At 40.1% G+C, this 17,579-nt stretch carries 15 protein-coding genes; 4 read left to right on the top strand and 11 right to left on the bottom strand.

Going from position 1 to position 17,579, the window contains the following annotated elements:
• Positions 1-215 precede the first annotated feature (215 nt).
• A complete protein-coding gene (locus BTR25_RS06675) occupies positions 216-1,949 on the top strand; it encodes an ABC transporter ATP-binding protein (RefSeq protein WP_075687285.1) in 1,734 nt (577 codons plus the stop codon).
• Between the two features lie 58 nt (positions 1,950-2,007).
• On the opposite strand, the gene BTR25_RS06670 is transcribed toward BTR25_RS06675, so the two are convergent.
• The 3 genes from BTR25_RS06670 to BTR25_RS06660 form a co-directional block, all read right to left on the bottom strand.
• Complete coding sequence (locus BTR25_RS06670) at positions 2,008-3,039, bottom strand: DUF418 domain-containing protein (RefSeq protein WP_075687284.1); 1,032 nt, start codon at positions 3,037-3,039, stop codon at positions 2,008-2,010.
• Between the two features lie 128 nt (positions 3,040-3,167).
• Positions 3,168-3,932, bottom strand: a complete 765-nt coding sequence (gene aroD / locus BTR25_RS06665) for a type I 3-dehydroquinate dehydratase (protein WP_075687283.1) — start codon at positions 3,930-3,932, stop codon at positions 3,168-3,170.
• A 19-nt stretch (positions 3,933-3,951) separates the two neighbouring features.
• On the bottom strand, positions 3,952-4,452 hold the full coding sequence (locus BTR25_RS06660) for a shikimate kinase (RefSeq protein WP_075687359.1): 501 nt from the start codon (positions 4,450-4,452) through the stop codon (positions 3,952-3,954).
• A gap of 210 nt (positions 4,453-4,662) precedes the next feature.
• Here BTR25_RS06660 and BTR25_RS06655 point away from each other — a divergent pair, with 210 nt between their 5' ends.
• Both BTR25_RS06655 and BTR25_RS06650 read left to right on the top strand, forming a co-directional pair.
• Positions 4,663-5,739 carry a potassium channel family protein gene (locus BTR25_RS06655; RefSeq protein WP_075687282.1) on the top strand — a complete coding sequence of 359 codons (1,077 nt, stop codon included), beginning with the start codon at positions 4,663-4,665 and terminating at the stop codon, positions 5,737-5,739.
• A 161-nt stretch (positions 5,740-5,900) separates the two neighbouring features.
• Entirely contained in the window at positions 5,901-7,094 is a 1,194-nt protein-coding gene (locus tag BTR25_RS06650) for an MFS transporter (RefSeq protein ID WP_075687281.1), read from the top strand.
• Between the two features lie 34 nt (positions 7,095-7,128).
• Here the strand turns inward: BTR25_RS06650 and BTR25_RS06645 are convergent, their stop codons facing one another.
• Complete coding sequence (locus tag BTR25_RS06645; protein WP_075687280.1) at positions 7,129-7,557, bottom strand: DUF4395 domain-containing protein; 429 nt, start codon at positions 7,555-7,557, stop codon at positions 7,129-7,131.
• Positions 7,558-7,759: 202 nt separating this feature from the next.
• On the opposite strand from BTR25_RS06645, the gene BTR25_RS06640 reads away from it, so the two are divergent.
• Positions 7,760-8,578: a PRD domain-containing protein gene (locus BTR25_RS06640; RefSeq protein WP_075687279.1), complete on the top strand. Its 819-nt coding sequence runs from the start codon at positions 7,760-7,762 to the stop codon at positions 8,576-8,578.
• Between the two features lie 410 nt (positions 8,579-8,988).
• On the opposite strand, the gene nagE is transcribed toward BTR25_RS06640, so the two are convergent.
• The 7 genes from nagE to BTR25_RS06600 form a co-directional block, all read right to left on the bottom strand.
• Entirely contained in the window at positions 8,989-10,434 is a 1,446-nt protein-coding gene (gene nagE, locus BTR25_RS06630) for an N-acetylglucosamine-specific PTS transporter subunit IIBC (protein ID WP_075687277.1), read from the bottom strand.
• 298 nt (positions 10,435-10,732) lie between these two features.
• Positions 10,733-11,212: a PTS sugar transporter subunit IIA gene (locus BTR25_RS06625; RefSeq protein ID WP_075687276.1), complete on the bottom strand. Its 480-nt coding sequence runs from the start codon at positions 11,210-11,212 to the stop codon at positions 10,733-10,735.
• Between the two features lie 500 nt (positions 11,213-11,712).
• Positions 11,713-12,393, bottom strand: coding sequence for a Na-translocating system protein MpsC family protein (locus BTR25_RS06620; RefSeq protein ID WP_075687275.1), 681 nt, complete (start codon positions 12,391-12,393; stop codon positions 11,713-11,715).
• A 116-nt stretch (positions 12,394-12,509) separates the two neighbouring features.
• Entirely contained in the window at positions 12,510-13,214 is a 705-nt protein-coding gene (locus BTR25_RS06615) for a Na-translocating system protein MpsC family protein (protein ID WP_075687274.1), read from the bottom strand.
• Positions 13,215-13,445: 231 nt separating this feature from the next.
• Positions 13,446-14,558, bottom strand: coding sequence for an NAD(P)/FAD-dependent oxidoreductase (locus BTR25_RS06610; protein ID WP_075687273.1), 1,113 nt, complete (start codon positions 14,556-14,558; stop codon positions 13,446-13,448).
• Positions 14,559-14,653: 95 nt separating this feature from the next.
• Entirely contained in the window at positions 14,654-15,580 is a 927-nt protein-coding gene (glsA, locus tag BTR25_RS06605; protein ID WP_075687272.1) for a glutaminase A, read from the bottom strand.
• A gap of 303 nt (positions 15,581-15,883) precedes the next feature.
• Positions 15,884-17,482, bottom strand: a complete 1,599-nt coding sequence (locus tag BTR25_RS06600) for an aspartate:alanine exchanger family transporter (protein WP_075687271.1) — start codon at positions 17,480-17,482, stop codon at positions 15,884-15,886.
• Positions 17,483-17,579 lie beyond the last annotated feature (97 nt).

The raw sequence follows: 17,579 nt of genomic DNA, 5'->3' as shown, positions 1-17,579 counted from the left end.
AAATTAGACTGCAAGTACTCTTGCTACGTTACATTTCTTTTTTCTATGCATAAATAAAGACCCGCATCTGCTGTGAGTCGCCTTTCCTGTCTAAAAGTTTTATTCATACAACTGCCAGTAGCTCAACATCTTTTTATTTTTCATATAGTTCACATGAAATCATACTGAAATAGGCTATGATGTTAATAGCACCCATTAAGATTGGAGATATCACTATGCAACATCCACCAAACGGATTAAGACCATTCTTTACCCTTATTTTATCAACCAAAATTCCAAAACTTGCTCTCGCTGTTGGGTTAGCAGCCAGCGTTCTTACTACTCTAGCAGGGCTTATGGTACCTGTTCTCACTAAAAACTTGGTCGATGGATTCTCTTTTGCCCTTTTAAGCGTCCCACTTATGATCGGGATTGGGTCCGCCTTTATAACCCAAGCTATTATCAATGGTGTTTCTATTTACCTGCTAAGCTTTGTTGGCCAAAAAATAGTCGCCCGGCTGCGAGAGCGGATGTGGGTAAAATTAATTCGCTTGCCTGTAGCTTATTTTGATAAACAATCCAGCGGGCAGACTGTGAGTAGAATTGTTAACGATACGAGTGTAGTAAGAGATTTAATTTCTAACCACTTCCCGCAATTTATTACAGGAATTATTTCGATCATAGGTGCAATTACGATTCTATTAATCATGGATTGGAAAATGACTCTCCTCATGTTAATATCTGTTCCGACTACTTTAGCGATTATGATACCGCTCGGCAGAAAAATGGCGAAGATTTCACGGGGCCTACAGGACGAAACAGCCATGTTTACCGGGGAGATTCAGCAGACACTTAGTGAAATCCGCTTAATGAAGTCCTCTACTGCAGAACAACATGAAGGAACTAAAGGCTTAAAAGGAGTCGATCGATTATTGGGTTTTGGTTTAAAAGAAGCCCGCATCACCGCATTAATCGCTCCTATTATGTACCTCGTCATGATGACGGTAATTGTGATGATAATCGGCTACGGCGGCATGCGTGTAGCAAATGGCACGATGTCTACTGGTTCTCTCGTTGCCTTTTTACTCTACTTGTTTCAAATTGTTTTTCCCATTACCTCCTTTGCGATGTTTTTCACTCAACTTCAGAAAGCAAAAGGCGCAACAGAGAGAATTATTGACATATTAGAGCTCCCGCTTGAGGAAGGGCAAACAGGAATAGAGATGGACATTACAAATAAGCCTATTCAAGTGAAGAATGTGTCCTTTGCCTATAGTCCTGAGGAACCCGTCCTAGAAGACATAAGTTTCGACGCGCAACCTGGAGAAATGATTGCATTTGCGGGGCCAAGCGGCAGCGGGAAAACGACTATGTTCGGAATTCTCGAGCGCTTTTATGAACCTGATGCTGGTGAAATTTTCATTGGCGATACACCCATCACTTCACTAACCCTTAATTCATGGCGCAGTCAAATTGGCTATGTATCGCAGGAAAGTGCGATGATGGCTGGAACGATTCGCGATAATCTATGCTACGGCTTAATCGACGACAATCAAATTACCGATGAACGGCTTTGGGAAGTTACCAAAATGGCCTACGCGGATGAATTTATCAAGGCTTTCCCAAAAGGACTAGATACGGAGGTTGGCGAGCGGGGCGTAAAATTATCCGGAGGTCAGCGTCAGCGGATAGCGATAGCCCGTGCATTTTTGAGGAATCCAAAGATTTTAATGATGGACGAGGCAACGGCCAGCTTGGACAGCCAATCTGAAGGAGTCGTTCAACAAGCATTATCCCGATTAATGGAAGGGAGAACTACTTTTGTGATTGCTCACCGTCTATCCACTATTGTCGATGCTGATAAGATTATCTTTATCGAAAAAGGACATATAACGGGGATTGGAACACATCAAGAGTTAACTAGAACTCACCATTTATATCGCGAGTATGCTGAGCAGCAATTAGCATAGTATTAAATCAAAAACACCATCCCTTTTGGAATGGTGTTTTCGATCTATTAAATAGCTATTAGGCTCCAGGTACCTTAAGTTGTTTCTTCATTGGCGGTACCTTCAAGTAGGTTAGTAAGCGCCACAACCATTCCATCGGTCCAAAATGGAAATATCTTAGCCAAATAACACTAAAGATCAATTGGAATGCGTAGATGACTAAGCAAACAAACAATGATTGCAAATACGTAATTTGTCCGAATAACTGAAACATATGGCCTGCCAAATAGATCAAGATGGTTTGCGAAAGATAATTGGTTAATGCCATCCTACCATAACTCTTTAATGGAGACAGGATTTTTTGGACAAGCGGGAACTGTAAAAGCAGCATAAGGATCCCCACATATAAAGCCGACACAATTGGACCAATCATAATGCCCATACTTAAAAACATATATGTATCCTCATCCACTCCTCCTGCAAAAAATCCAAATGGCATAGAAGGGACAAGTTGATATTGGTAATTCAAGCTCCCAATGCCAAGGACTAGCATAATCAAGGTGAAAATTCTAACCTTTTTTATCTTTTCTGCAACCCTTTCAAATACCTGATATTGTCCAGCTGCAATGCCTAGCAGCATTAACGGTATGACCATAAATAGTTTAGATGCAAGGATACTAAATGCAAATAATAGCAGTAAGCCAACACCTAGATTGATCTTTCTTCTGACTTTAAAGCATGCTAATAATAGAAGACCAACAACCGCATAGACGGTTAGGGCTTCCCCTTGATGAAACTGAACATGAATAATCCCAAAGATAAATAATATGAGGATTCTTCGAAAAAACAGAAAGTAACCATTTTTCCCCTTAGCAATGGCTCTTGAAATAAAGAGATAAAAACCAACACCAAACAAAAAGGAAAACAGTGTATAAAAGCGGCCTTCCATAAATAGAAATAAAAACCTTTGGTAAGATGCATCAAGTGATTCCGGAGCTGGCAATTTCACCTCAAGCAACGGCAGGATGTTGACTAATATAATCCCTAACAGTGCAAATCCCCGTAAATAATCAAGGACATCAATTCTTACTTTATCTTCGACAGAATTCATAGTGTACACCTCTATCTAATCTTACCAATATTAAAAGACTGACGCGGTTTTTTCTTGGACAGTCTCTTAACACTGCTTAAATTGGAATAAACATATGTAACACACGCACAGGGAATACTATTTCAGAATCATAGACTAGAATGAATCAACGAAAGGACCTTCCTAAGCTCGGCGACTGAAACCTGACCAGGAGCGGAAGCTTTTTTGGCAGCCCCAAACGTGATGGCTGACCCGAACACCTCACCAGCCAGCCTGCTAATGACTCCCTTACCTGCCATTGACATGGTTATAATGGGTCTATCAGCAAATTGTTCGTTCATTGTATGGGTTGCATCTAAAAGAGTCAACACATCAGCAGGATTTCTAGGCATAACGGCAATCTTCGGCAAGTCCCCGCCTAATTCCTGAGCTTTAATCAAACGGGTAATGATTTCTTCCTTTGCTGGCGTTTTATCAAAATCATGATTTGAAATGATTACATAAACGTTGTTGCTATGCGCTGTTGAAATAAGTGATTTTATTTCTATCTCATTATTGAACAGCTCAATGTCAACTACATCAATTAAACCTGTTTCAACAATTGACCTATTCAGTTCAAAATAATAGGAAGCAGTAACTTCTTTCTCTCCCCCCTCCTTGGCACTACGGAAGGTAAATATTAGCGGTACATCTGAAAGAATGGCACGAATTTCGCTAAGTGCCTCTTCCACTTCGTTAATCTCTTCAACATGTTCAAAAAAATCAACGCGCCACTCGACGAGATCAAGATCGATCGTCTTTAAAAAGGCTGCTTCTTCTTTTAATTGCGTTAATGTTTCCCCCACCATCGGAACACAAATTTTTGGAACTCCTTCGCCAATGGTTACCCCTTTAACACTTATCGTCTTTTTCATATCCCCACTCCATACGAATTTATTTCGTTTCGTGCAATTCCCATGATACCTTCAATGTCTGAACTATGCTGTCTGCGACCTCTTCCGCACTTTGGATTCCAACTTCTATCTTTGAATGATAACTAGAGTAAATTTCTTTTCTCTTATAAAATAAATCTTCAATATCAGACAGGGACTTCCCCTGAAGGACCGGCCTGCTTTCACTAATGAGTTCTAGCCTGCTCTTCCAATCCCCCCAGGATATGTCCAAGTAAATAACCGTACAGGTAGACATACATACATTTTTAATTTCTTCCTGAAGAAAAGCCCCGCCGCCAACCGAAATAATCTTAAGTTTATGCTGGCATAAGTTCATGATAAACTCTTTTTCTCTTTCTCTGAAGACCTTTTCACCCAACTCTGCAAATATTTGCGACACAGGCATCTGGTATTCTTTTTCTATTTCTTCGTCAATATCTAAAAAATCTCGAAAAAGTTTTTTAGCAACTAGCTTTCCAACGGTTGTCTTTCCGACCCCCATAAACCCGATTAACACGATATTCTGCTCTCTTAATGAAGTATTCAAATGAAATCAATCCCCCTGCGGCCGCGATATAATCTTGTTTTACATTATAATCCTTCAACCTAATAAAACCAATTTATTTTATCCTCTAAGCCTATGTTTAAGATAACCGTATTATTGGGACCATAAGCTTACTTAACTTAATCATTTACACTTAGGATGGGTCTCATGGGAATTCCCTTTATAAAAGTCCTCTATTATCTTAATAAGCTAAGAAATAGAATTTTTGTTCCATTTGTCCTTTTGTATATACTCATCACTGCCTATATCGCTTTATATATTGAACCTGAAACCTTTGAATCCTATCTTAATGCTATATACTGGGTTCTTACAACACTAGCTACTGTTGGTTTTGGTGACTACTCACCCGCTACCACGGAAGGAAAAGTATTTACCATTCTGCTTTACATAACTGGGATTGGGTTAGTCAGTGTTTTTATTAGTAAGGTGATTACATCTGTCTATCTGATCGATAAACTCAAAGCTGGAGGAAAAATGAAGTACACCGGGAAAAATCATATTATCTTAATCGGTTGGAGCATTAAATCAAAATTGGCGATAAAAGAAATTCTAAAATCCGATAAAAAAGTTGATATTGTTGTCATTGATGATCTTGAAAAGGCACCCCTTCTGGAGGACCGTCTTTTCTATGTTCAAGGGGATCCTGCTGATGAAGAGACACTATTAAATGCAAATTTGCCAAAAGCTAAAGGGGTCATTATTTTTGCCGACCAAACCACGCAAGAGAACTTTGCTACTAGAGATCCGCTTCTTGTAGATGGAAAGACCTTGCTGGTGGCTACTGCTATTACATCTATTGAAGAACGATTAAAAATCCCCATTCATGTTACAGCTGAAGTCATGTTTGAAAAGCATATCCGCTTGTTCGAACATGTGAATGTTGATGAATTCATTCCGACTCAGGAAATGATTTCACATGCTGCTGTCCGCTCGCTTTTCTCCCACGGGGTCACTCATATGTATTCCGAACTTATGAGTACTCAGTATGAGGAGACGATGTATGAGATTCCAAAAAGGGAAGAATGGAAGACCTATCGTGATGCCTTTATGGATTTACTTAATAAAGGAGCTACTTTGGTCGCTGACCGAGGGAATTTGCATATAAACCAGCAACTAGATGAACCGATTCCTAAGGATGCTCAGCTGTTTGTGATCTGTGATAAAAAGACCATTTCCGAATTAAAACTCAACGGACCGAAACGCGTATATAAGAAAAACAAGTAGAGTGTGGACCGTTTTATCTGGTACACACTCTATTTTATTTCTTTTTAATACCCAAGCTCTCCCAGTTGACTTTTTTATTAAATCCTATTTATGATAGAAGGTATGGTAAAAAAAGTTAACATTTTTTTAAGAGATACATGATGAAAGAAGGATGCAAGTACATGACTGGAGATCAACGAAGAAAAATTATTATATTAATGATTAATATGTTTATAGCCATTGGAAGTTTCGGTATCATCATTCCCATACTCCCAGCTTACTTACAATCCATCAACCAAGGTGGTACGGCAGCTGGATTGTTCATTGCCATCTTTGCAGGAGCTCAGTTCCTCTTCTCCCCGATTGCAGGTAAATGGACAGATCAGTACGGCCGCAGGAAAATGATCATTTATGGGTTGTCTGGGCTAACTCTATCCATGTTTATCTTTTATGCATCTGATTCACTTTTGGTACTGTATACCTCACGTGTTGTCGGCGGCATTGGATGTGCCCTTTTAATACCAGCTATTTTCGCTTATGTAGCTGACATCACAACCTTTGACCAACGGGCTAAAGGAAACAGCTTAGTTTCTGCAGCGATGTCACTAGGTATTGTGGTAGGTCCAGGCATTGGCGGTTTTTTAGCTGACTTTGGCCTGAAGTTTCCAATCCTAATTTCAGCACTTGTGTCACTAGTTGCTGTTATATTTTCAATTATCCTGCTTAAAGAAAGTGACATCAATCAAGCAGGTAGAGCTGCAGCAATGGCAGAGGACGAACCAATGGCTCGAAAAATCGCCCGCTCCGTAAAAATGCCTTATTTTGTACCACTAATTATCACTTTAGTCATGAGCTTTGGGTTAATTGCTTATGAATCAGTCATCGGATTATACCTTGACAATCAATTCGACTCAACAGCTAAAGATATTGCCATCATGGTGACAGCAACTGGAGTTGTCAGTGTTATCGTTCAGCTCTTCGTAGTTGATAAGATTGTTAACCGGTTTGGTGAGGTACCGGTCCTTAATGTATTTATCGGGGTTGCTGCAGCAGGGTTTTTCCTTTCTCTTTTTGCAACCAATTATTCGTTTTTCTTTGTCATTTCATTGATCATTTTCCTATCTACCTCTATTTTAAGACCGGTGTTGAATACATTGATATCTAAAATGGCTGGAAATGAACAGGGATTTGCAATGGGAATGAACAATGCATATATGAGTATTGGCAACGTAGCGGGACCAACACTTGCCGGTTTACTATATGATGTAAAAATTACCTACCCATTTATTTTAGGACTCGTGCTTTTAGTCATCACCTTGTTTATTACACTAACATGGCAAAAACGTTCCTTGAAAGCAAAGGCTTTAGCCAGATAAAGAAAGACTGCTGCACACATCTGCAGCAGTCTTTTTATTCATTTTTCGAACGTTTATACGTATACATCTTCCATTGGTAGTGAATAAAACAGCCAATACAAAATCCTAGTATCGCCACAAAGGCTGCCGTAGCAACTAGGACCGTAAACACATAGCCTAAGGTAGTCCAGCCAATTATAAAACTAACAAATGCCGCCCCTAAGCAAAGGATAGCAATTTTTTGATTAAACTGCTGCTGTTCCCAATCTTCTGGTACATACTCCTCTGACCTTTTCTTTAAGAATTTCTTTGCTATATTCATAACTGGGTTATATTGAAAAACAATGCCAGAAATCCCTGATAATAATGGGATCAATAGAAACCATGCTTGACCGAATATCCACGTTAAAACAACACTTATCACAATGACCCATTGGTTTGTCTTTACTAATGGACGTGGAATCGAACGTACCATATTTGACATAAAACCTCACCTTTCTCATCGGATTTATTGGTTTATACTCATTTTAACTTGTTCTCTGCTTTTTGTATAGTTAATCAAAAAAATTGGGCATCCCGGGTTATAATTGTAGAAGGAGAAAGATCGAAAGATGTCGAAGTTTAACAAGGTTATGTTTGTAATTCTTATCCTCTGAATTATAGGAAAGTTAAGGAGCTGACTTCAGATGAAAATCAAAAGAATCTTAAATAACAATGCTGTTGTTGTCTCCGATCAAAATGAGGAGAAGATTGCGATCGGAGCAGGCATTGCCTTTCAAAAAAAGAAAAATGATATTGTTAACCCTCAAAAAATTGAAAAGCTTTTTGTTATGAAAGAAAATGAGAAGTTCCAGCAGTTACTGAAAAACATCCCCGCAGAGCATCTTTCAATCTCTGAAGATATTATCACCCATGCAGAAGAATACCTTGGACTTAAGTTGCATGAGCATATCCATATTGGACTTACCGATCACCTATCCTTTGCAATTGAAAGAACAAACGAAGGAATACATCTAAAAAACAAACTGTTCAACGAAATTAAAATCCTATATAAAAAAGAATTTGATATTGGCATGTGGGCAATAGGCTATATGGAAGAAAAATTAGCTGTCAGATTGCCAGTTGACGAAGCAGCTTATATCGCTCTTCATATCCACACAGCCAAACCACAAAATGGTGATATGAAACAGACACTTAGGCAAACCGCTATCATTGGAGAAATGATCCAAACGATAAAAGATTGCTTACACATTCAGATAGAAGAGGATGACCTCTCCTACCAAAGGTTAATTACACATCTCCGTTATACGATGTCCAGAATAAGTAGCGGCGGGGTTCCCATTATGGACGACGAGATGTTGAATATGTTAAAAACCAAGTTTTCCAATTCATACAATTGTGTAAAGAAGATTGCCCTAGATCTTAAACGAAACCATGGAATCCAGCTTCCAGAACATGAACTTGGATACATAATACTACACGTCGAAAGATTAAGAAGCCGATAAAAAAGCGGAAGCGCCTTGACCAGGGGCGACCGGCATAAGATGCACGCGGAATAAGGCGCTTTTTGCCTTCTTCCGTGGGTGGCTTATGACCCGAGCCCCTAGGCGCTGGAGCTGGACAAAGAAAAGCGGAAGCGCCTTGACCAGGGGCGACCGGCATAAGACGCACGCGGCAAGAAGGCGCTTTTTGCCTTCTTCCGTGGGTGGCTTATGACCCGAGCCCCTAGGCGCTGGAGCTGGACAAAGAAAAGCGGAAGCGCCTTGACCAGGGGCGACCGGCATAAGACGCACGCGGCAAGAAGGCGCTTTTTGCCTTCTTCCGTGGGTGGCTTATGACCCGAGCCCCTAGGCGCTGGAGCTGGACAAAAGAAGAATGCCTGGACCAATGGTCCAGGCATTCTTCACTTAATCAATTATTTATTCTTACGAATTTTCTCAATCTCATCTGCTACAAACTGTACATTGGTACCAACGATTACTTGGATGCTGTTTTTCCCAACAACGTTGATTCCCGGTACGCCTGTAGCTTTAATTTTCTTTTGATCAACTGCTTTCATATCCTTCACTTCTAAGCGTAAACGAGTGACGCAATTGTCAACAGACGTAACGTTAGCATCTCCGCCTAAGCCTTCATAAATCTTAGCAGCCATTACAGCAAATTTATTTCCTGCTACTACACCTTCTTCTGTGTCTTCATCAATATCTTCTTCACGACCAGGAGTCATTAAGTTGAATTTTGTAATAATAAAACGGAATAAGAAGTAGTAAATGACCGCAAACACGAGACCTTGAACTAAAAGCATATAAGGCTGATTCGCAATTGGAATTTTTAAGCTTAAGACAAAGTCAACGAATCCAGCACTAAATCCAAATCCTGCTGTCCAATTGAATAATGCTGCAATGGTTAAGGAAATACCTGTTAAAACAGCATGTGTAAAATATAATACTGGAGCCACAAACATAAAGGCAAACTCAAGTGGTTCTGTAACCCCTGTAAAGAAGGAAGCTACACCAGCCGCCATCATTAGAGCAGCTACTTGCTTTTTCTTAGAAGTTTTTGCTGTATGATACATTGCTAATGCTGCTGCTGGTAATCCAAACATCATTACAGGGAAGAAACCAGCTTGATACATACCTGTTACGCCCTTTTCACCTGTGCTTGACCAAAAATTACCGATATCGTTAATACCTGCAACGTCAAACCAAAACACAGAGTTTAAAGCATGGTGTAAGCCAACAGGAATTAATAATCTGTTGAAGAAACCATATAGTCCAGCACCTGCTGCACCTAATTCAGCGATTGATGTACCGAAAGAAACGAGTCCTGTATAAATAACCGGCCATACAAAGAATAGTACAAGTGACACGGCTAACATCGCAACAGATGTCATGATTGGAACGAGACGCTTACCACTAAAGAACGATAAGGCATCTGGTAGCTTTACATGACTAAAGCGATTGTACATCAAAGCTGCGATAATACCTGATAGGATTCCGACAAACTGATTTCCGATTTTCCCAAAGGCAGCATTTACTTCTGCTGCATCCACACCTTGAAGCATGGCTACTGAACCTGTTGAGAGCACGGTTGTTACTACCAGGAAGGCAACTAAACCACTTAGTGCTGCTGAGCCATCTTTTTCCTTTGCCATTCCCAATGCTACACCTACAGCAAAAAGGATTGCCATATTGTCGATGATTGATCCACCTGCTTTGATTAAGAAGGCAGCAACGGGACTCCCAGCTCCCCAGCCCGAGGGGTCAATCCAGTACCCAATCCCCATTAAAATCGCAGCCGCTGGCAAAACCGCAACTGGCAGCATTAATGACCGACCAAGTCTTTGTAGATATTTCATCATTTTTAGTTCCCCCTATAAATTTATTCTCTTTCTTTGCATTCCCCTGAAATACGAGTCTCCAGCTTCCATAACCCATCGCAGTATTCAAGAATCAAGACGTCCGATTGAATTTGGCTTTAAGTTTTAATAATAAGAAATATTAGTTCTGAATGATGTGATTCTTGTTCAAATAAAGGGAGTATGTTCTACTGGGAAGATAAAACGACAATTCTTATCACAAATTACAAGGTTTTCAGTTAGTTTGGTTATCACCTCCTTAAATTCATTTAAAATATAGTTGATTGCGCTTTCACTTTCTTCAAGCTGTAATAATAACAGTTTTCCCTTGAATGCAATCTTTTTCCTTCGTGATGGTAACTTGCTTTTTATTATTTTGATTATTCGTAATGACAATTGGTGTTACAGCACTCTTTGCCCGCGTACGAATATATTCCCAATCAACCCCCATTAAAACCTGCCCAGCAGTAACCCGATCTCCCTCACTTACAGCTAGTGAAAAGCCCTCCCCATTTAAGGCTACCGTCTCTAGTCCAACATGAATTAGAATTTCTGTACCGTCCTTAGCCCGAATCCCTATTGCGTGTTTCGTTGCTGCAACTAGAATGACCGTGCCGTCAACTGGAGCATGAATGTTTCCTTTCGATGGAACTACAGCAACTCCTTCTCCCATCATTCTCTGGCTAAACACAGGATCTGGAACCTCGTCAAGTGCAACAATTTGCCCATCAACTGGTGCTAGAATCTCTACTTTTGCTTTTTTAAAAATATTAAATACCATTTTGTTTCTCCTTTACTAAACGTAATCATGAATGGACCCGACCATGCATTTATCCCGCATTAACGGGCAGTAATACCCCACTTCAAGACTTAGGGGAATCGAGGAAGAATAAGTGGGGATGAAGAAAACTCCCACTGGTAGAAGTTTCATTTATACTATTTTACTAACTCGTACCACTACTTATTACCTGCAACCCCTGCCTAGAAAAAATAAAAAAGGCATGGGGGTACAATAAAGGGCAAAATTGCCCTTTACTTTACCACCATGCCTGATCGTATCAGTAACATGTGATCAATATGATTCTATCAAAATTATCATAACATTTATTTAATAGTATGCCAAGAGTAATTTTCATATGCACATTTCTGACTTATGAAACGTAACCAGCCTCACTCTTAAGGCATGATTCTTTCCTAACTCCGGATGAACCTGTTTGATTACCGAAGGTCCTGCAAGGAAAAACCCGCGGAGAACAAAGCTAGCTCAGCGGGTTACCCATTTTAATTATGTAAAATAAAGGCCATCATCGATTTATCTTCTTTAAAATTCCAGTCAATAAAGATATCCCTTACAGGTTTATTAAAGATTTCCTCAAACCTGCCCTCACGATGAAAATACGTTTTTTCTAACTCATCCTTCGTAAATTTCAGTTCCTGTTGAAAACCTCTGGAAATAAGCGCTTTTTCAATCGGTACTAAGATCCCCTCCCTTTCAATCAAGAAGATGGAGGGAGAAATAGGATATGTATGTATTCTATCTGGAACCTTTTCAACCAAATGGCTTATTCTTTCAACCCTAGACCCTAATCTTGGGAGGTCAACTTCAGAATTTACAGGTGGTGCAACTTCTCTTTCAAGCACAAACATTAAGATTCCTGAGTTATTAGGAAAGTTCCAATCATGATAGTACTCTTCAACATCAGTCTCTAAAGTTATTTGTATAACCCCTTTAATTTCATCTAGAAGGTGGTTGATGATCACAGTCCTTGCATGATCAACATACTTGTTCTGTCCTTGCTGCAGGAGGACATCTTCCATAGGGGTTAAAAACCCTCGTATATAGGTAACAATATAATTCCTGCATATGGTGGTATGACAGGACTGTGGTCCTCTACCAAACTTTTTCCGTAATAATTTACTAATGTAGCTGCTGAGATACTCTTCCTTGTTTTGATCCACCATCCGCATCGAACTCCTTGCTTACCACTATATTGGTTTCCTCTTCATACTTAGTACCGTTAGTATATACGAAAACCATTCTTTTAATAGTCCAAAAAAAGAAGTCATGCTACTTTATTTTACTTTTCCATTATATATACTTTATTAAAATTAAAAATAAGATAATTTCGATCATTCTCATAATCTAATATCAAAAATATGTCGTCTATTGCACGATTAAATAGCTTTTCAAAGAGATTCTTCTGCTTCAAATAACCGCTTTTTATTTCCTTCGACTGCTGGAGTAATAAATCAAAACATCCTTTTTTATACAAAATATAATCAACCTCCAACAAAACCCCTTTAGATTCAACAACGCAATAATTTTGTGTATATTTAACAATCCTTGATGAACTAGGGATTTTATGAAGCCTTGAACTAACATCAACTAACAACCTTACAATCTCTGTCTCAAAGAACGCATCTATCTTTGATTGGTCCTTAGAGTGATCACACTCTATTAGAAGAAACCCATTATTTGTATCATAATTCCAATCATAATAAAAGTTCTTATATTCCGTGCCTAGTACCTTTGAAGCTTCCTTCACAAACTCTTCTACAATTGTATTAAATACGCTCATACGGAACCTAGTTGCCAAAAGAATATCTCCATTTTTAAGTAAAACTTCCTCTGCAGGCGTGATAAAGTTTCGCATAAGCACATATAATCGATTGCCTCTTTTGGTTACATTACAGGTTTCCGGCCCTTTTCCAAACCCGCGTTTTAACATCTTACTAAAATTACTGCTGAGATACAGCAAATCTTCTTGAGTTGTTTTTATCACTGCATCATCCCCCTTCGGTCAAAAAAATTGAAAAAGGCCTAACTTCTAAAAAAGAAGTTAGGCCACGGTTAGACGACTATTTTTATAGTTTCTCCCATTTACCATACAATTGAATTATTACTATTTTATATGTAGAGACGCTTAAAACTAATGACTGCAAGACATTAGACTAAAATAGTCTATCACCTTTTTCAGTTTACTTCAATCATTTTAACAAAATTCTTCAATGGCTCAGGCAGAACCCGCCACTTGATATCTACTCAAATCAAGCTCTAAATTAAGACCTAATGCAAGCTTGGCGAGCTCCGCACCAAGGTAAGGCCCGCTTGTTAAGCCAGATGCACCTAACCCGTTGGCTACTAAGATTCCTTCAAATTCAGGAAGGGCACCTATTACAGGGAGAAAGCCAGGCGTGTATGGCCGGAACCCCACCCTCGTTTCCAGAAGGGTGCCATTCGTTAATCCTGGAGCGACTGCTAGGGCTTTACTTAATATTTCATACTGACCTCCTACAGTCACACGAGCATCAAATTCTGCCTCATCTTCATGAGTAGCTCCAATCACAATACGACCAGCTTCAAAAGAAAGGATATATTGTGAAGTTGGCGGCATTACCACCGGCCAAGAGCTAGTATCCATACCCGGCAATTCAAGGTGAATAATTTGTGCCTTCTGCTGTGTTACTCTAAATGAAACACCTAGCGGCTCGATGATTTCTCTAGACCATGCACCGGCAGTAACAATGACCAAATCTGCTAGGATTGATTTTTCCTTAAGTTTGATCCCTGAAACCTTATTGTTATTAAATAGCAAAGAGGCATTGCCGTGCAGCAGAGAAACTCCATTTCTTATAGCCGCGTTCACCAAGGCTTTTCTTAATGCTCTACCATTTACTCTAGCTCCACCGCCTATAAAAACCGATCCAAACTCCTCTGATAAAGGTGGAAAAAGCTCTTTCGTTTCCACAGGAGTTAACACTCGAATTTCCCCGATTTCAGGTGCATCTTCACGCCGCTTCAATGCCCGTTCAGCCATTTGTTCAAGTTTTTTCACATCAGTATGTAAACTAATCGCTCCTACACGTTTGTAACCCGTTTCTGCTTCTCCATCTGCCTCCAATTGGGCAATTAGTTCTGGATAATAACGTGCACCCCCTTTTACAAGTTCATACCAGTCCTTATTCCGCCTCTGTGAAATCCATGGGCAAACAATCCCCGCTGCAGCGTCCGTTGCTTGTCCAATATCCTGGCGGTCAACTAAGATCACCTCAACATCCTGCTTACAAAGGTGGTAGGCAGTAGAAGCACCGAGAATTCCTGCGCCAATCACAATTATTTTTTTCATAAAACACCTTTTCCTGCTTTTTTATGTACTTTACCACTTTTTTGATAAAAATAGAAATAACCCATTCTGCTGGAATGGGTTCTAGTTGAATAAGATTAAAACATGCTCAATTTGTACTTCTTTGATAAAAGTTCCAACAGTCTTATGCCTGCAATACTATTTCCTCTTTCGTCTAAGGAAGGGCCAAAAATCCCAATCCCAAATCTGCCTGGAACAGCCCCCATTATACCGCCCGATACACCACTCTTGGCGGGAATGCCGATTTTAATCGCGAATTCCCCTGACGCATTATACATCCCACAAGTCACCATAAAGGTTTTGCAAATACGGGCAATATCAACAGGCATAATTTGTTTTCCACTTAAAGGGTCGACCCCATCAAGAGCAAACACGAGACCGATCCTTGCTAGGTCCAAACAATTCATTTCGATCGCACATTGTTTTGTATAAAGATCTAGTAATTGTTCAACGTCCTCCTGGATGATACCGTGCTGTTTCAAAAAATAACACAACGCCCGATTTAAATGAGCGGTTTCAATCTCTGATTCTGCTACTTCCTGACAATAGTCAATGGTAGAATCACCTGCCAATTCTTGTACAAAAGACAACAGGCGTTGAAATCTTTCTTCCACAGAATTTCCTTTTATCATATGAGTTACGACCAAAGCACCTGCGTTAATCATCGGATTCAAGGGTTTAGCTGGCATCGACTCTAATTTTGCTATTGAATTAAACGGGTCACCGGTAGGCTCCATTCCCACACGTTCAAATACGTAGCTTGGGCCTCTATCCATCAAGACAAACGCTAAGCTAATCACTTTTGAAATACTTTGAAGCGAGAATTCCTTTGAAATCTCCCCGGCTGAAACACACTTTCCGTCAGGATATTGTATGGCTATTGATAAATCATCTGGATTTGCTCTTCCTAGTGCAGGAATATAATCTGCAACCTTTCCGTGTTGAGTACAGGCCATCGTTTCTTTAACAAACGCTTCTAATTCTTCACTTGATTGACATAGCATTTTTATCATCCATTTTCTCTGAGGAATATCACCTTACTTATATTACCCTTGTAGAATTGAAATGATAAAAAGACGTATCTGTTGATTTGCACTCCAGGCGCTATGCTTTCCGCGGGCTCGCCCGTGAGCCTATTACAGCTTCGCACCTGCGGGGTCTCACTCAGCTCGTACATCCCGCAGGACAAGGAAGGCTACGGTAGCGAAACATCGCACGAAGAAAATGTGATTTTCATTTTCGAGGAGTCAAGCGCCTTTCGCTCCAATCAACAGGTTCTTAAATCAACAATAACCATTAACACAGCCTTATAAAAAGAAGATTAGCAGCTGTGAAGCAATGGCTACGAATATTAGGGCGAAGGGGTAGGCCGCTGCGTAGGCAATTGCTGGATCCTCTGTGTCAATCAATTGATTAGCCGCCCCAAGACCTGGAGTACTTGTCATTCCTCCACATAATGCCCCTAGTGAGTGAACAATGCTTAATCCGAATAATTTCCTAGCAATGAAGTATCCTGCTATGATTGGAAAAGTGGTAATGATTGCACCTCCAATAACTAGACGCAAGCCCTCCTGTTGGACCACATCAACTATTCCCGTACCTGCGGTTGTACCTGCCCCTGCAAGAAATAGAACGAGACCAATATCGCGTATAACCTGATTAGAAGGCTGATAGTAGCGGGCATGGATAGGTCCCAGCTTTCCGAAGTGCCCGATAATTAACGCTATGAGCAAAGGTCCGCCGGCAACCCCCAATGTTATCGTCCCTAATCCCGGCAGATGAATCGGAATCATCCCTGCAATAATACCCATTAGAAGGATCAAGCTTAAAGAAAGAAGATGGATATTCGTAACGGTCAACTTTTTTTTGCTAAAGAGCTTTTCGACCTTATTTAGACGATCCTCACTGCTGACAATCGTCAAAACATCTCCGCGCTCTAATCGCCACTTTGGTCCTTGATTAAACTCAAAGCCACCCCGTTCAATCCGAGTGACCGTTGCCCCATAACTGCTCCTCAATCCGATTTCCTTCAATGTTTTCCCAATCATTTCATCTGAATCCACAGCAACCTTGCGCAGCTTTACGTGATCTACATTTTCAAAATTTGTCGTAACCCTTCTACCGATGCTCTCACAAAGCTGGGCCAAATCCTCGTGAAGCCCGACCGCCACTAAACGGTCTCCGACCAAAATGACTGTATCATTTAAAGCAATAATATTCCTGTCTCCGCGAATTACTCGGCTGATTACTACCGATTCAAACTGAGTAAAGTGTAATTCCTTCAGTGTTTTTTTATTAATCGCTGGATTTGTCACTTCAATGGTTAACACTTCTGGAGATGCTTCATTGCGGACCGGGCCTGTCTTCTTCTTCAGGTCCTCCTCAAGATTTGTTTTTACCAATCGCGGCAATAGTTGGACGAACAAGACTACCGCGACTACCCCAAATGGATATGCGATTCCATAACCAACTGAGGCAATGGGGTCATTCGTTGCTTGAAGTGCAGCTGCTAATCCTGGGGTACTCGTAAGGGCACCTGTCATAATTCCAATACTGAGAGCAGGAGATAAATGAAACAGCTTTGAAACGATTATTGTGGTAATTGATGCCACTAGTACAATTAGTAACCCAATGATGCCAAATACGATACCGCTTGATTTCATCATTCTAAAAAAGCGCGGTCCTGCCTGTAGACCGACAGCTACTATAAATAAACCAAGACCAAATTGCTGGATAATAGAAGGAACCTGATAGCCAAAGTGTCCAAAAACCATCGCAGCTAGAAGCACACCTGATGTCCCCATACTAATTCCTTTAATTTTTATTTGCCCTAGTACCGATCCTACAAATAAAATAATAAATAACAGAGCGAGTGGTGTTTCAAGTAATTCTCTTACCGCTTCCATAGATATTTCCTCCATATACTCCATCCAAGCATTCTTTTAATGCTTATTTTCTCATAATCAATGAAACTAAAGTCATCAATATTTTACAGTTTTATGA

Origin of the sequence: Bacillus sp. MRMR6 (genome assembly GCF_001940785.1) — a bacterium.
Taxonomy (GTDB): Bacteria; Bacillota; Bacilli; order Bacillales; family Cytobacillaceae; genus Neobacillus.
The sequence above is the reverse complement of the archived record's forward strand: the minus strand, read 5'-3'. Positions and strand labels throughout refer to the sequence as shown.

Excerpts from the sequence above, each read along its gene's own strand:
- BTR25_RS06675 (WP_075687285.1), top strand. The coding sequence starts at position 216 with ATGCAACATCCACCAAACGGATTAAGACCATTCTTTACCCTTATTTTA.
- BTR25_RS06670 (WP_075687284.1), bottom strand. The coding sequence starts at position 3,039 with ATGAATTCTGTCGAAGATAAAGTAAGAATTGATGTCCTTGATTATTTA.
- aroD (WP_075687283.1), bottom strand. The coding sequence starts at position 3,932 with ATGAAAAAGACGATAAGTGTTAAAGGGGTAACCATTGGCGAAGGAGTT.
- BTR25_RS06660 (WP_075687359.1), bottom strand. The coding sequence starts at position 4,452 with ATGGGGGTCGGAAAGACAACCGTTGGAAAGCTAGTTGCTAAAAAACTT.
- BTR25_RS06655 (WP_075687282.1), top strand. The coding sequence starts at position 4,663 with ATGGGAATTCCCTTTATAAAAGTCCTCTATTATCTTAATAAGCTAAGA.
- BTR25_RS06650 (WP_075687281.1), top strand. The coding sequence starts at position 5,901 with ATGACTGGAGATCAACGAAGAAAAATTATTATATTAATGATTAATATG.
- BTR25_RS06645 (WP_075687280.1), bottom strand. The coding sequence starts at position 7,557 with ATGTCAAATATGGTACGTTCGATTCCACGTCCATTAGTAAAGACAAAC.
- BTR25_RS06640 (WP_075687279.1), top strand. The coding sequence starts at position 7,760 with ATGAAAATCAAAAGAATCTTAAATAACAATGCTGTTGTTGTCTCCGAT.
- nagE (WP_075687277.1), bottom strand. The coding sequence starts at position 10,434 with ATGATGAAATATCTACAAAGACTTGGTCGGTCATTAATGCTGCCAGTT.
- BTR25_RS06625 (WP_075687276.1), bottom strand. The coding sequence starts at position 11,212 with ATGGTATTTAATATTTTTAAAAAAGCAAAAGTAGAGATTCTAGCACCA.
- BTR25_RS06620 (WP_075687275.1), bottom strand. The coding sequence starts at position 12,393 with ATGGTGGATCAAAACAAGGAAGAGTATCTCAGCAGCTACATTAGTAAA.
- BTR25_RS06610 (WP_075687273.1), bottom strand. The coding sequence starts at position 14,558 with ATGAAAAAAATAATTGTGATTGGCGCAGGAATTCTCGGTGCTTCTACT.
- glsA (WP_075687272.1), bottom strand. The coding sequence starts at position 15,580 with ATGCTATGTCAATCAAGTGAAGAATTAGAAGCGTTTGTTAAAGAAACG.
- BTR25_RS06600 (WP_075687271.1), bottom strand. The coding sequence starts at position 17,482 with ATGGAAGCGGTAAGAGAATTACTTGAAACACCACTCGCTCTGTTATTT.